Here is a 12,806-nt window from a genome sequence, read left to right as displayed (position 1 = left end):
CTACAGCCCCTTGGCCTGATAGCTGGCGGCAATCTTGGCGATCGACACCAGATAGGCGGCGGTGCGCAGATCCTCGACATCTTCGCGGCCGTGCCAGACCTCGCGCATGGACTGATAGGCGATGCGCATGGTGTCATCGAGCCCCGAGCGCACCAGCTCCAACTCCCCTGCCCCGCGCAGGTATTTCTCTTTGAAGTCCGGCGTCATCGACCACGCATCCCCCAAGTAATGGTCCAGCCGCTCCAACTCTCGGACGATCAGCTCGTGGCGGGCCTCTTCCTGACGGCGCTGCATCCGGCCAAAGCGGATGTGGCTCAGGTTCTTGACCCACTCGAAGTAAGACACCGTCACACCGCCCGCATTGGCGTACATGTCGGGAATGATCACTACGCCTTTCTTGCGCAGGATGTCGTCGGCCCCCGCGGTAACGGGGCCGTTGGCGGCCTCGATGATCAGGGGGGCTTTGATGCGGTCGGCGTTTGCCATGTTGATCACCCCCTCCATCGCGGCGGGGATCAGGATATCGCAGGCCTCTTCCATGACGGCGGCGCCTTCGGCGTGGTGGGCCGCATCGGGATAGCCGGTGACGCCCCCGTGCTTGATGATCCACTGGCGGACGGCCTCTACGTCCAGCCCATCGGCATTGAACAGGGCGCCGTCGCGCTCGATGATGCCGATGACTTTGCAGCCGTCTTCCTCTTGCAGGAACTTGGCGGCGTGATAGCCCACGTTGCCCAGACCCTGCACAATCACCCGCTTGCCATCGAGCGAGCCGGTCAGACCGGCGGCTTTCATATCCTCGGGGTGGCGGAAGAATTCGCGCAGGGCGTATTGGACGCCGCGTCCCGTGGCCTCGACCCGTCCGGCGATGCCGCCCGCGTTCAGGGGTTTGCCGGTGACGCAGGCCTTGGCGTTGATGTCGGTGGTGTGCATCCGCGCGTATTGGTCGGCGATCCAAGCCATCTCGCGCTCACCGGTGCCCATGTCGGGGGCGGGGACGTTCTGGCTGGGGTTGATCAGGTCGCGCTTGATCAGCTCAAAGGCAAAGCGGCGGGTGATCTGCTCCAGCTCGTGGACCTCCCACTGGGTGGGATCGATGCAGAGGCCCCCCTTGGAGCCGCCGAACGGGGCCTCGACCAGCGCGCATTTGAAGGTCATGAGGGCCGACAGCGCCTCGACCTCGTCCTGATTGACCGAGAGGGCATAGCGGATGCCGCCCTTCACGGGCTCCATGTGTTCGGAGTGGTTCGAGCGGTAACCCGTAAACGTGAATATCTGCCCACGCAGCCTGACCCCGAAGCGCACCGTATAGGTGGAGTTACACACACGTATCTTTTCCTCGAGCCCCGGAGACAGGTCCATCAGCGCCACGGCGCGGTTGAACATCATCTCGACGCTTTCGCGGAAAGTCGGTTCCTTTGGGGGTCTCATTGGGGGCGCTCCTTGGCTGATTTTTCTCCGGCTCGAACATCCACGACCTGTGGATAAACAAGCCTCCCACAATCAGCTTTGGGGCGCATCTCTACTATCGGTGAGGACCCTACCCCTTGGGGAATTTGCGCCCAGCGCCCTGAAAAGGCATCCGAAATCCGTTAACTCTTGATTAACTATTACCCCAAGTTTGCCTGTGATGCGCCCCATTCCTGCCATAAGGTATTGGAATATGAACTTTCGAATACAAGTGCCCAGTTTCGAGAGTGAAATGAAACACACGATGCCAGATAGATCTTTGCTTGCGACCGGACTGCGGAGATATTGCCGCAGTTTCGCAAGCGACGAGAGCGGGATTATCTCGCTCCAGTTTCTGTGGCAGTTCCCGTTCATGCTGTGGTTCGGCTACATTTCAATCGACGTGATGATGCACGAGTTCGAGCGCACGCGTTTGCAGAACACCCTCGACCGCGCCATTCTGGCCGCGGCCGACCTGGACCAGACGGGCGATCCCGAAACCGTGGTGCGCAGCTACTTTACGGCGGCGGGGATCGAGAACTCTCTGACCTCGATCATCGTGACCGAGGGCCTGAACAGCCGCAAGGTGGAGGCGACCGCCGCCCTGTCCGTGCCGACCGTGTTCCTGAACGCCGAAGACGCCGGCTATATCAAGAATTACGACACGCCCTATATCTATGACCCCTCGACTGGCGAAAGTAACAACTACAAGCAAAAGGGGTCGTCCCTGCCCGCCCACGCCAAAGGGGCCGCCGAAGAGACCGTGAACAACGTGGAAATCTCGCTGGTGCTGGACGTGTCGGGCTCGATGGCGAACAACGGGCGGATCGACCGCCTGCACACCGCCGCATCCGATTTCGTCGAAGCGGTGGTCAAAGAAAGCGACGTGGGCATGACGACCGTGTCCGTGGTGCCCTATTCGGCGGTGGTGAACGTGGGCACGACCCTGTCGCCCTATATCCCCATGACCGCCGAGCACAGCTATTCGACCTGCGCATCCTTTGTGAACAGCGACTTCAACTCGACCGCGCTGCACCTGAACTCGGCCTATACGCGCGTGGCGCATTTCGACCCGTTCACCAATGACATCAACTCGACCGAGATCGTCAGCCCCTGGTGCCCCACAGGGAACACGGCGGGGATCCTGCCCTATGGCTCGTCGGTGTCGTCGCTGCAAAGCTATGTCCAGAGCCTGACCGCAGGCGGCAACACCGCGATCGACGTGGGGATGAAGTGGGGCGCGGCCCTCTTGGACCCGTCGGTGCGGTCGATCATCAGTTCGCTGATCAGCACGGGCAAGGTGGACAGCGATGCTGCCGGACGCCCCGCTGCCTTTGACGATGAGGAAACGCTGAAGGTGATCGTGCTGATGACCGACGGGGAAAACACCAGCCAGTACGACCTGCGCGACGTGTTCAAGTCGGGCAACTCGGACATCTGGGTGGACCGGCGCGGCAACGGCTATTTGGGGGACGACCGGTTTTCCTATAACTTCTCGGCCTATAACAGCAGCACGACCTATTTCCGCGAACGGTTCAAGACATCGGACATCTCCTATCGCTATCGCTCGTCGCCCGATGGCGGATCATCGGCGGACCGCATGACCTATCCCGAGGCGTTTGCCCGCTGGGGCACGCAGGCCATCGCGTGGAAGTTCTTTGAGCAGCCCTATTATGATGGCAAGGCTCCGGTCGAGGCATTCTACAACCAGTACTATGCCTATGAGGAAAAGGTGAACGCCGCCGCGGCCGACGCCCGCCTGAACACCATCTGCACCGTCGCCAAGAACAATGACATCGTGATCTTTACCGTCGCCTTCGAGGCCCCCGAGGCCGGTCAGATCGCGCTGAAGAACTGCGCCTCGACCGAGTCCCACTATTTCAACGTGGAAGGCGTCGAGATCGAGGAAGTGTTCTCGGCCATCGGGCGCCAGATCAACCAACTGAGACTGATCCAATGATGGGCCGTGTTATCACTTGGGCGCGCACCCTGCTGCGCAGCGAATCCGCGACCACCAGCGTGGAATTCGTGATGGTCTATCCGATCTTTCTGCTGGCCCTGCTCTGGAGCATCGAGACCTGTATCTGGATGATGCGCGCCACCTCGCTGGAGCGGGGACTGGACATCGCCATCCGTGAGGTCCGGCTGGGGTCGCTGAACTCGATGCCTACCTATGACGAGCTAAAGGATATCGTCTGCGACTATTCGGGGATGCTGGGGGATAGCTGCACGACCGACCTGAAGCTGGAAATGCAGATCGCCGACCCACGCGCCTATGTGGGGTTGCCCGATGACGCCGATTGCGTGGACCATTCAGAGCCGATCAAGCCCGCGATCAACTTTACCGTCGGTCAGGCGAACAACCTGATGCTGGTGCGCGCCTGCGCCCGTATCGAGCCCGTGTTCCCCACGCTGGATGTCGGCAACGCGATGAAGCGGGAATCCGATGGCGGTGTGGCGCTGATTGCCGTGTCCACCTTTGTGCAGGAGCCTTGATATGATCCGTGCCCTGAAGCGCCAACTGCGCCGGTTCCGCCGCGACGATCGCGGCAGCATCACGCTGGAGGCGATCCTGTATCTGCCGCCGCTGATCACCATGTTCATGCTGTCGCTGGTGCTGTTCGACGCGTTCCGCACCAACAACCTGTCGCAGAAAGCGGCCTATGCGATCAGCGACGCGATTTCCCGCGAGACCACGGCCCTGACCCCCGCCTATCTGAACGGGATGGAGCAGCTTTATACCGATATCGTGGGGCGCCGCGCCGGATACGGCATCCGCTACACGGTTATTCACTGGAGCCAATCCAAGTCGAAATACATCGTGGACTGGTCGCGCCGCCGGGGGGATCTGATCACCAACCGCCTGACCACCGACGATCTGGAGGGCATCAAGGATCAGCTGCCCACGCTGCAAAACGGCGAGGTCGTGATCATGATCGAGACCCGCACCGACATTAACGTGCCGGACGCATTGCGGGACGGCAACGGTTGGGCGCCGCCACTGGCGGTGCGGATGGATCTGGATAAATTCGAGATGGCCGCGAACGTGATCACCCGTCCGCGTTTCAGCCCTCAGATCTGTCTGAACGAGTGCGGTTAAATCTCGATGCCGGATTTGCGGGCCGAGATGATGTCGGCCACGGCCTTGGTCTCGCCGCCCGGAAGGACGCCGCCCACGGCAACGCGGCGGCCCATGCGCCAGTAGATGCCGGGGAACCATGCGCGGGGCATGGGCTCTGACAGGTGCAGGACAAACCCGTGCGAGGGTTTGAAGGCAAAGGCGCCGCGCTCGACCTTGACGATGTTGTCGATGGTGGCGACCAGACGGCCCTGACTGTCGGTCAGGGTGTCACCGTTCAGTTCCAGCGACAGGCGGCCCGACTGCATCATGCGCGCGCCCCCGTAGATCGAGAAAAGCCCGAACAGGATCAGGAAAATCTGCAAGCCCAGCGAGGCCGGCGGATAGGCCAGCGCCAGATAGAGCAGCAGACCGCCCAGACCGAACAGCGCCCCCACACCCATCCAGATGCGCAGCGTCGAAGGGATAATGCGAAGGGTCACGTTCTCGGTCATGTGCGGGGTCCCGTTTGGATTTTCGCGCCAAGGGGTCGCATGCGCCCGCCCAGAGGTCAACAGCACGTAAAAAAATGCGGGGGCAAAAACCCCCGCATTAGTATTAGCCCGATGGGAGCGGCCATCAGAGCCCCCGGCCAACCTGCCCGCAGGGAACGTGCGGGATCGGGTGGTCGTCGTAGGCTCAGAGGTAACCTGTGGTGACCTGTTCCGCTAGGGCTGCAGATGCAGAAACGCGCTTGCAATCCTGCATTAGCCTTTGATTTTGCTATGACATTTCCGCGATCCAGCCTGTGCAGTTCCGCACGCACCCCGTGTTGGGGCCCACAGACACGGGATTTGAGAACACCGCGCGCAGCCCCTATATTTGGCAGAGCTGCATAGGAGATGCGTTAATGTCCCTGCGACCGACCCTTGAGACCCGCCTAGCCCAGCCCACGATGGAGGGCGCTGGCGTGCACCTGCACCGCGCTTTCGGGTTCCATGACCCGTCAGAGCTGGACCCCTTTCTGCTGTTCGACGATTTCCGCAACGACCGCCCCGAGCATTACTATCGCGGCTTTCCGTGGCACCCCCACCGCGGGATCGAGACGATTACCTATGTGCTGAACGGCACCGTGGACCATGGCGACAGCTTGGGGAACCGCGGCACCCTTGGTGCGGGCGACGTGCAGTGGATGACCGCCGGTTCGGGCATCCTGCACCAGGAGATGCCCAAGGGTAACCTGACCGGCCAGATGCACGGCTTCCAGCTGTGGGCGAACCTGCCCGGCAGCCTGAAGATGACCGCGCCCCGCTATCAGGACGTGAAATCCAAGGAAATCCCCGTGATCATCGACGATGACGGCACGCGGGTGAAGGTGATCGTGGGCGAGTTCTGGGGCAAGACCGGCCCCGTGGACGGTATCGCTGCTGACCCGCAATATCTGGATATCACCGTGCCTGCGGGTGTGAAGAAGACCTTTAAGATCGACACCTATCGCCGTGCGTTCGCCTATGTGTTCGAGGGGGCCGGTGCCTTTGCTGATGCCAGCGCGCCCACGGGTGTTCTGCTGGAAAAGGAAGTCGCCGGTGAAGAGGTGAACATCCGCGATATGTCCGGCAACCGCACTCTGATCCGGTTCGGCACCGGCGATGAGGTGACGGTTCAGGCGGGGCCTGAGGGCATCCGGTTCCTGCTGATCTCGGGCGCGCCCATTCAGGAACCTGTGGCATGGCACGGCCCGATCGTGATGAACACGCAGGCGGAATTGCAGCAGGCGATGAAGGAATTGCGGAACGGCACCTTTATCAAGCCCGCCCACTAAACAGCATTGGCCCCTGCGCGGACTGCGCGGGGGCTTTGCGCATCAGGCGCCGACGGCCTTGCGCACCATGTCCCAATAGATGGCCTCGACCTCGGCCAAGGACAGACGGCCGCCGCGGCGGTACCACGTGGTCACACCGTTCAGCATGGAAATAATGGCGCGGGTCGCGATGCGCGGGTCGATCAGGGTGAATTCACCGCTGGCGACACCGTCTTGCAGAATGCCCGACAGTTCGTCTTCGTACCGGCCGCGCAGGGCCTCGATCACCTCGAAGTTTTCGGGGGTCAGGTTGCGCAGCTCCATATAGGCGATGAATATCTCGTGGGGGCGATCCTCGTGGTAGGTGATGTGGAACCGCGTGAATTCCTGAAGGCGCTGGGTCGGGGTGCCGCCCTGCCCTGCATCTGCGCGCGCCGCCAGCAGATCATCCATGTGGCCGCGCATCAGATCGAACAGCAGGCTCTGCTTGTCGGGGGTGTAATTGTAGAGCGCCCCCGCCTGAACGCCGACCTCTGCCGCGATTTTGCGCATGGACACGGCGGCGTACCCCTCGGCCGCGAACAAACGCAGCGCGGTTTCGCGGATACGGGGGCCGGTGATATCGGAGTGGGAACCTGTCGTGCGTGCCATCCCTCTTGCATAACTGAACGCGCGTTCATGGCAAAGCCCTCCGTTCGTGCTTGATGCAAAGGTCGTGCATCCCTATTCAGACAGGCAACACCCGATTGCAACGGAGACCCTGCGTGCGTGCCAGCCTGATCAGCCTTGCCCTAATGACCAGCTTGCTTGCGGGCTGCGAGCCGATGCCCGACCTGAGCGCCAAAGAAAGCGCCGATGTGGCAGCGGCCCCCTATCCGGCGCTGATCCCCCTGACACCGGGCACCACACACGCGGCCCCCACATCGGCGACAGATGCCGAAATGGACGCCTTGCAGGCACGGGCCGACGCATTGGCCGCACAGGCCAACTAAAGCGTTTCCAACCTAAGCGCCGCATTGAAGCGCCGCCCAAAAGCGGCTATCTGGCGCCCGATCAGAAATTACAAAATGACAGAAAAACTGGAGGCCCCGATGACCCAACCCCTGCGCCTTGGCATTGCCGGTCTGGGCACCGTCGGCATCGGCGTCGTCAAGATCGTGAAACAGCAAGCCGAATTGCTGTCCGCCCGCACCGGTCGCAAGATCGAGATCAGCGCCGTATCCGCGCGCACCCGTGACAAGGATCGCGGCGTCAGCCTGAGCGGTTTTGCTTGGGAAGACGATCCCGTGGCGCTGGCGACCCGCGATGATGTGGACGTGTTCGTGGAACTGATGGGCGGCAGCGATGGCCCCGCCAAGGCCGCGACCGAAGCCGCCCTGAAGGCTGGCAAGCACGTGGTCACCGCCAACAAGGCGATGCTGGCCATCCACGGTCAGGCGCTGGCAGAACAGGCCGAAACCGCCGGTGTGAACCTGCGCTATGAGGCGGCTGTCGCTGGCGGCATCCCCGTGATCAAGGCCCTGACCGAGAGCCTTGCCGGCAACCAGATCACCCGCGTCATGGGTGTGATGAACGGCACCTGCAACTACATCCTGACCCGCATGGAAAGCGCGGGCCTGCCCTATGAGACCGTCTTCGACGAGGCGAACGCATTGGGCTACCTGGAGGCGGACCCGACGCTGGACGTGGGCGGCATCGACGCGGGCCACAAGCTGGCCATTCTGGCGGCGATCGCCTTTGGCACTCAGGTCGATTTCAACGGGATCGAGATCGAGGGCATCGAGCGCGTCTCGATCTCCGACATCCGTCACGCCCGCGACATGGGCTACCGCATCAAGCTGCTGGGTGTTGCGCAGATGTCCGGCCGTGGTCTGGAATGCCGTATGTCGCCCTGTCTGGTGCCGTCGAATTCGCCGCTGGGCTCGCTCGAAGGTCCGACCAACATGTGCATTCTCGAAGGTGACAGCGTGGGCCAGATCGTTCTGCGCGGTGCCGGTGCGGGCGAAGGTCCGACCGCCAGCGCCGTCATGGGCGATGTGTGTGATATCGCGCGCGGCCTGAAGATCGCCACCTTTGGCATCCCCGCCGGTCAGTTGCAGACCGCCCACGCGGCCCGCAGCGCGGTGCCTGCGCCCTATTACCTGCGCATGGAACTGGCCGACAAACCCGGCGCGCTGGCCAAGGTCGCGACTGTGCTGGGAGAGGCCGGTATTTCCATCGACCGGATGCGCCAGACCGGCCACGATGAATCCACCGCTTCGGTGCTGATCGTGACCCACAAGTGCACCCGCGATTCGCTGGACGCCGCCCTGCAGGCCCTGCCCGCGACCAATGTTCTGGCCGCCGATCCGGTCGCTCTGCGCATCGAGCAGGTTTAACTGACTTTCGCGCCCCGGGCCGTTACACTAGGTGCGGGGCGTAACGAAACACAAAGGATGGTTTCCATGTCGGCTTCGGACGATTTTCAGGACCGTATGCTTGCGCTCGGTCTGGGGCGTGTCGTGGAAAAGGCGGCTTTGTCGATGGCCGACTATATCGGTCGCGGCGATGAACGCGCCGCCGACGAGGCTGCCGCCGCCGCCATGCAAGAGGAACTGAGCCGTCTGGACCTGCGCGGCACCGTGGTGATCGGTGACGATGAGTCCGAGCATATGGCCGTGGGCACCTTGGTCGGCAATGGCACCGGCCCCGAGCTGGACGTGGCGGTTGATCCACTGGAAGGCACCACCCTGACCGCCAAGGATCTGCCCAACGCGATGACCGTCATTGCGATGGCCCCCAAGGGCACGATGACCCAAGTGCCCAATATCTATATGGAAAAGCTGGCTTTTGGCGGCAATGTCCCTGCGGATACCGTGACCTTGGACATGGACCCGGCGACCCGCGTGCGCGCGCTGGCCAAGGCCAAGGGCTGCGCCCCCAAGGACATCACCGTGTGCCTTTTGGAGCGTCCGCGCCACATGCCGATGATCGCCGCCCTGCGCGAAACCGGCGCGGCCGTGCGCCTGATCACCGATGGCGACATCGCCGCCGTGATCAACTGCGCCGAACCTGAATCGACCGGCATCGACATGTACATGGGCTCTGGCGGCGCGCCCGAGGGCGTTCTGGCGGCGGCCGCGATGAAGTGTCTTGGCGGGCATTTCTATGGCCAGCTGATCTATCGCAGCGATGACGAACGGCACCTGACCCGCGCCTCTGGCATCCGCGAGCTGGACCGCATCTACACCCGCGACGAGCTGGTCACCGACCACGTGATTTTCGCGGCCACCGGCGTGACTGATTCCAGCCTGCTGCGCGGGATGGTCCGTGCACCCGGCTACTTGCAAACCGAAACCCTGCTGATGCGCAGCAAGACCGGATCGGTCCGCCGCATGAGCTATCGCATCCCGAGGGCACGCAGCTAATTTGGCTTTTCTGGACGTAGAGTATTCCCTGACCGGCCGCACCTGGGAGGGCCCCGGCCCCGAGGTAGAGCGCCTTGGGCTGGCGATGGCCCAGCAGACCGGCCTGCCCGAGCCCTTGTGCCGTGTGATGGCGCGGCTTGGCGTCTCGGCCGAGGGTGCGGAAAAGTACCTGCGTCCCCAGTTGCGCGACCTGCTGCCCGACCCACGCGGTCTGCGCGATATGGAACCGGCAGCGCGGCGGTTTCTGGCGGCTGTGAAGCGCCGCGAAAAGATAGCGGTGTTTGCGGATTACGACGTGGATGGGGGCAGCTCCGCGGCGCTGTTGCTGGTGTGGCTGCGGGCGATGGGGCGCGAGGCGACCCTCTATATCCCCGACCGTATTGACGAGGGCTACGGCCCCAACGTGCCCGCCATGCAGGCGCTGGCGCGGGACCACGATCTGATCATCTGCGTGGACTGCGGGACCCTGTCCCACGAGCCGATTGCCGCCGCCAAGGGCGCCGATGTGATCGTGCTGGACCACCACTTGGGCGCGGAGACCCTGCCCGACTGCGTGGCCGTGGTGAACCCGAACCGTCAGGACGAATCCGGCGATCTGGCGCATCTGTGCGCGGCGGGCGTGGTGTTCCTGATGCTGGTCGAGGCGGGCCGACAGCTGCGCGAAGATGGGGCCAAAGGGCCTGATCTGATGGGTCTGCTGGATCTGGTGGCGCTGGCGACCGTGGCGGACGTGGCCCCTCTGATCGGGGTGAACCGCGCGCTGGTGCGGCAAGGTCTGGCGATCATGGCGCGGCGCGATCGGCCCGGTCTGGTTGCCCTGTGCGACGTGTCCCGGATGGATACGGCACCGACGTCCTATTCGCTTGGGTTCGTTCTGGGGCCGCGTGTCAATGCCGGTGGCCGCGTGGGTCAGGCCGATCTGGGGGCGCGCCTTTTGGCCTGCGCCGACCCGCACGAGGCCCGTGCCTTGGCCGACCGACTAGACGGCTACAACACCGAACGCCGGGAAATTGAGGCCGCCGTGCGCGCCGCCGCCATGGAACAGGCCGAAGGGCGCGGGCTGGACCTGCCCTTGGTCTGGGCTGCGGGCGAAGGCTGGCATCCGGGCGTGGTGGGCATCGTCGCCTCGCGCCTGAAAGAGGCGACCAACCGCCCCGCCGTGGTCATCGGTTTTGCCGATGGCGAGGGCAAGGGGTCGGGCCGGTCTGTGAACGGCGTCGATCTGGGGGCCTCGATCCACAAGCTGGCCCAAGAGGGGCTGCTGGTCAAAGGCGGCGGTCACAAGATGGCGGCCGGTCTGACGGTGATGCAGGATCAGCTGGAACCGGCGATGGCGAGGCTGACCGAACTCTTGGAGCGCCAAGGCGCTGGTGCGGGCGGCCCCCGTGCCCTGCGCATCGACGCCCCGATCATGCCCGGCGCCGCGACCCCCGAACTGATCGAGCAACTGGAATCAGCGGGCCCCTATGGCGCGGGTGCGCCGGGGCCGCGGTTCGCCCTGCCCGCCTGCAAGATCACCTTTGCCAAGCGGGTCGGCGAGAGCCACCTGAAGCTGACCGTTTCCGATGGATTGGGCGGGCGGCTGCAGGGGATTTGCTTTGGGGCCTATGACACCGATCTGGGCCCGCGGCTGGAGAACCACAATGGCCAGCCCTTCCATCTGGCGGGGCGGCTGGAGCTGAATCACTGGCAGGGCCGCAGCAGCGCGCAACTGCGCCTCGAGGACGCCGCGCCTGCCTCGGCGGGCTGAGCCGAAGCGATTGAAATCCCTTTGAAATAAGGGGGTTTTGCGGGCACTGAAAAAAGATCGCAAGGAATGCATTTTCCGCTTGCGCAGATATGCGGCGGGCAGTAAACACCCCCTCACACCGACAGAGTGGCCCGTTCGTCTATCGGTTAGGACGCCAGGTTTTCAACCTGGAAAGAGGGGTTCGATTCCCCTACGGGCTGCCACTTCGGTCGAAAACAAACCGCCCTTCGGGGCGGTTTTTTCGTTTCTGGCGGTCCGGATTTGGGCGTCGAAATTTATCTGTGCAGCGGCCGTATTTTCCCCTTGCGCCTGCCGCGCGGCGCGGTAAATACGCCCTCACCACAGAGTGGCCCGTTCGTCTATCGGTTAGGACGCCAGGTTTTCAACCTGGAAAGAGGGGTTCGATTCCCCTACGGGCTGCCACTTTTCCCCGATATCGCAGATCGATTAATCGCTGGATGCGGCTGTTCGCGCGGCCGTTTAGGATGTTCAAAAAACTGTCAAAAAGGCGATTTTCCCCCTTGCGCTGGCACGCGCCCGACAGTAAACACCCCCTCACCAACAGAGTGGCCCGTTCGTCTATCGGTTAGGACGCCAGGTTTTCAACCTGGAAAGAGGGGTTCGATTCCCCTACGGGCTGCCACTTTTCTCAGAACATCGCTGACGATTAGACACAAAAAAACGGCGCAAGCGCCGCTTTTTGCGTTTATCGGCAATTGCTTAGCACAACTGCCGATCCCGTGCGATCATCGCGGCGTGGGTCCGGTTTTTGGCGCCCAGCTTGCGGCTCAAGGTTTTGACGTGCAGCTTGACGGTCACTTCCTGCAGCTCGTGGGTGCGGGCGATTTCCTTGTTGGATTTGCCTTCGCAAATGCCCTGCAACACCTGCAACTCGCGGCGGGTCAGCGCAGAAATGGTGGTGTCTTCCTCGGCCGAAATAAGCGAGGCAAACGGCAAAAACACCTCTCCCGCGATCATCAGGCGGACCGCTGACAACAGAGACACCGGCGCGATGGTTTTCGGCAAATAGCCGGACGCCCCGCGCGCGATCGCCTCTTCGGCCACGATGCGACCGCTGTAACCGGAAATGATGGCCACCTTGGCGCCATTTGCTGCAGTCAGCATGGCATCCAGACCCTCGAGGTGATTCATCCCCGGCATATTCAGATCCAAAAGGATCAGATCATAACTCCGGTGCGTTCCAACCTGATGCAGCGCATCGGGCAGGTTCGGCACCACCGTAACGTCGGCCTGTATCTCTGAGCGTAGATAGGCCGCGATGGTCTGAGCGACCAATTCATGGTCGTCCGCCAACAGAACTCTCATTTGCATCCCTTTCGA

At 62.8% G+C, this 12,806-nt stretch carries 12 protein-coding genes and 3 tRNA genes; 11 read left to right on the top strand and 4 right to left on the bottom strand.

Features of this window, described 5'->3' with window-relative positions:
* Window positions 1-1,431: a Glu/Leu/Phe/Val family dehydrogenase gene (locus tag HJ536_RS15735; RefSeq protein WP_176855730.1), complete on the bottom strand. Its 1,431-nt coding sequence runs from the start codon at window positions 1,429-1,431 to the stop codon at window positions 1-3.
* A 283-nt stretch (window positions 1,432-1,714) separates the two neighbouring features.
* Between HJ536_RS15735 and HJ536_RS15730 the strand changes: the two genes are divergently transcribed.
* Genes HJ536_RS15730 through HJ536_RS15720 form a run of 3 tightly spaced genes read left to right on the top strand, consistent with a single transcriptional unit; the run spans window position 1,715 to window position 4,549 of the window.
* Complete coding sequence (locus HJ536_RS15730; RefSeq protein WP_177158440.1) at window positions 1,715-3,409, top strand: TadE/TadG family type IV pilus assembly protein; 1,695 nt, start codon at window positions 1,715-1,717, stop codon at window positions 3,407-3,409.
* Entirely contained in the window at window positions 3,406-3,945 is a 540-nt protein-coding gene (locus HJ536_RS15725; RefSeq protein ID WP_177158439.1) for a TadE/TadG family type IV pilus assembly protein, read from the top strand. The genes HJ536_RS15730 and HJ536_RS15725 overlap by 4 nt, the downstream gene beginning before the upstream one ends.
* Window position 3,946: 1 nt before the next feature.
* A complete protein-coding gene (locus HJ536_RS15720) occupies window positions 3,947-4,549 on the top strand; it encodes a TadE/TadG family type IV pilus assembly protein (protein ID WP_177158438.1) in 603 nt (200 codons plus the stop codon).
* Here the strand turns inward: HJ536_RS15720 and HJ536_RS15715 are convergent.
* Window positions 4,546-5,022: a hypothetical protein gene (locus HJ536_RS15715; RefSeq protein WP_176855726.1), complete on the bottom strand. Its 477-nt coding sequence runs from the start codon at window positions 5,020-5,022 to the stop codon at window positions 4,546-4,548. The genes HJ536_RS15720 and HJ536_RS15715 overlap by 4 nt on opposite strands.
* A 395-nt stretch (window positions 5,023-5,417) precedes the next feature.
* On the opposite strand from HJ536_RS15715, the gene HJ536_RS15710 reads away from it, so the two are divergent.
* Window positions 5,418-6,329: a pirin family protein gene (locus HJ536_RS15710; RefSeq protein ID WP_176855725.1), complete on the top strand. Its 912-nt coding sequence runs from the start codon at window positions 5,418-5,420 to the stop codon at window positions 6,327-6,329.
* A 42-nt stretch (window positions 6,330-6,371) separates the two neighbouring features.
* Here the strand turns inward: HJ536_RS15710 and HJ536_RS15705 are convergent, their stop codons facing one another.
* Window positions 6,372-6,959 carry a TetR/AcrR family transcriptional regulator gene (locus HJ536_RS15705; protein WP_176855724.1) on the bottom strand — a complete coding sequence of 196 codons (588 nt, stop codon included), beginning with the start codon at window positions 6,957-6,959 and terminating at the stop codon, window positions 6,372-6,374.
* Between the two features lie 113 nt (window positions 6,960-7,072).
* Here HJ536_RS15705 and HJ536_RS15700 point away from each other — a divergent pair, with 113 nt between their 5' ends.
* The 7 genes from HJ536_RS15700 to HJ536_RS15670 all read left to right on the top strand — a co-directional run bounded on the left by HJ536_RS15700 (window position 7,073) and on the right by HJ536_RS15670 (window position 12,108).
* Entirely contained in the window at window positions 7,073-7,300 is a 228-nt protein-coding gene (locus HJ536_RS15700) for a hypothetical protein (protein ID WP_177158437.1), read from the top strand.
* Window positions 7,301-7,399: 99 nt separating this feature from the next.
* On the top strand, window positions 7,400-8,686 hold the full coding sequence (locus HJ536_RS15695) for a homoserine dehydrogenase (protein WP_176855819.1): 1,287 nt from the start codon (window positions 7,400-7,402) through the stop codon (window positions 8,684-8,686).
* A 66-nt stretch (window positions 8,687-8,752) separates the two neighbouring features.
* Entirely contained in the window at window positions 8,753-9,715 is a 963-nt protein-coding gene (locus HJ536_RS15690) for a fructose-bisphosphatase class II family protein (RefSeq protein WP_177158436.1), read from the top strand.
* 1 nt (window position 9,716) lies between these two features.
* Window positions 9,717-11,465, top strand: coding sequence for a single-stranded-DNA-specific exonuclease RecJ (gene recJ, locus HJ536_RS15685; protein ID WP_177158435.1), 1,749 nt, complete (start codon window positions 9,717-9,719; stop codon window positions 11,463-11,465).
* 128 nt (window positions 11,466-11,593) lie between these two features.
* Window positions 11,594-11,668 (top strand) — tRNA-Glu (locus HJ536_RS15680).
* Window positions 11,669-11,813: 145 nt separating this feature from the next.
* Window positions 11,814-11,888, top strand: a tRNA-Glu gene (locus HJ536_RS15675).
* A 145-nt stretch (window positions 11,889-12,033) separates the two neighbouring features.
* A tRNA-Glu gene (locus HJ536_RS15670) sits at window positions 12,034-12,108 on the top strand.
* 77 nt (window positions 12,109-12,185) lie between these two features.
* Here the strand turns inward: HJ536_RS15670 and HJ536_RS15665 are convergent.
* Entirely contained in the window at window positions 12,186-12,791 is a 606-nt protein-coding gene (locus HJ536_RS15665; RefSeq protein WP_177158434.1) for a response regulator, read from the bottom strand.
* Window positions 12,792-12,806 lie beyond the last annotated feature (15 nt).

The organism is Donghicola mangrovi, from assembly GCF_013377535.1.
GTDB classification, from domain to species: domain Bacteria; phylum Pseudomonadota; class Alphaproteobacteria; order Rhodobacterales; family Rhodobacteraceae; genus Donghicola; species Donghicola mangrovi.
The sequence above is the reverse complement of the archived record's forward strand: the minus strand, read 5'-3'. Positions and strand labels throughout refer to the sequence as shown.

Bases quoted from the DNA above. Each gene is read 5' to 3' on its own strand.
- HJ536_RS15705 (WP_176855724.1), bottom strand. From the start codon at position 6,959: ATGGCACGCACGACAGGTTCCCACTCCGATATCACCGGCCCCCGTATC.
- HJ536_RS15735 (WP_176855730.1), bottom strand. From the start codon at position 1,431: ATGAGACCCCCAAAGGAACCGACTTTCCGCGAAAGCGTCGAGATGATG.
- HJ536_RS15730 (WP_177158440.1), top strand. From the start codon at position 1,715: ATGCCAGATAGATCTTTGCTTGCGACCGGACTGCGGAGATATTGCCGC.
- HJ536_RS15710 (WP_176855725.1), top strand. From the start codon at position 5,418: ATGTCCCTGCGACCGACCCTTGAGACCCGCCTAGCCCAGCCCACGATG.
- HJ536_RS15715 (WP_176855726.1), bottom strand. From the start codon at position 5,022: ATGACCGAGAACGTGACCCTTCGCATTATCCCTTCGACGCTGCGCATC.
- HJ536_RS15665 (WP_177158434.1), bottom strand. From the start codon at position 12,791: ATGAGAGTTCTGTTGGCGGACGACCATGAATTGGTCGCTCAGACCATC.
- HJ536_RS15725 (WP_177158439.1), top strand. From the start codon at position 3,406: ATGATGGGCCGTGTTATCACTTGGGCGCGCACCCTGCTGCGCAGCGAA.
- HJ536_RS15720 (WP_177158438.1), top strand. From the start codon at position 3,947: ATGATCCGTGCCCTGAAGCGCCAACTGCGCCGGTTCCGCCGCGACGAT.
- HJ536_RS15690 (WP_177158436.1), top strand. From the start codon at position 8,753: ATGTCGGCTTCGGACGATTTTCAGGACCGTATGCTTGCGCTCGGTCTG.
- HJ536_RS15695 (WP_176855819.1), top strand. From the start codon at position 7,400: ATGACCCAACCCCTGCGCCTTGGCATTGCCGGTCTGGGCACCGTCGGC.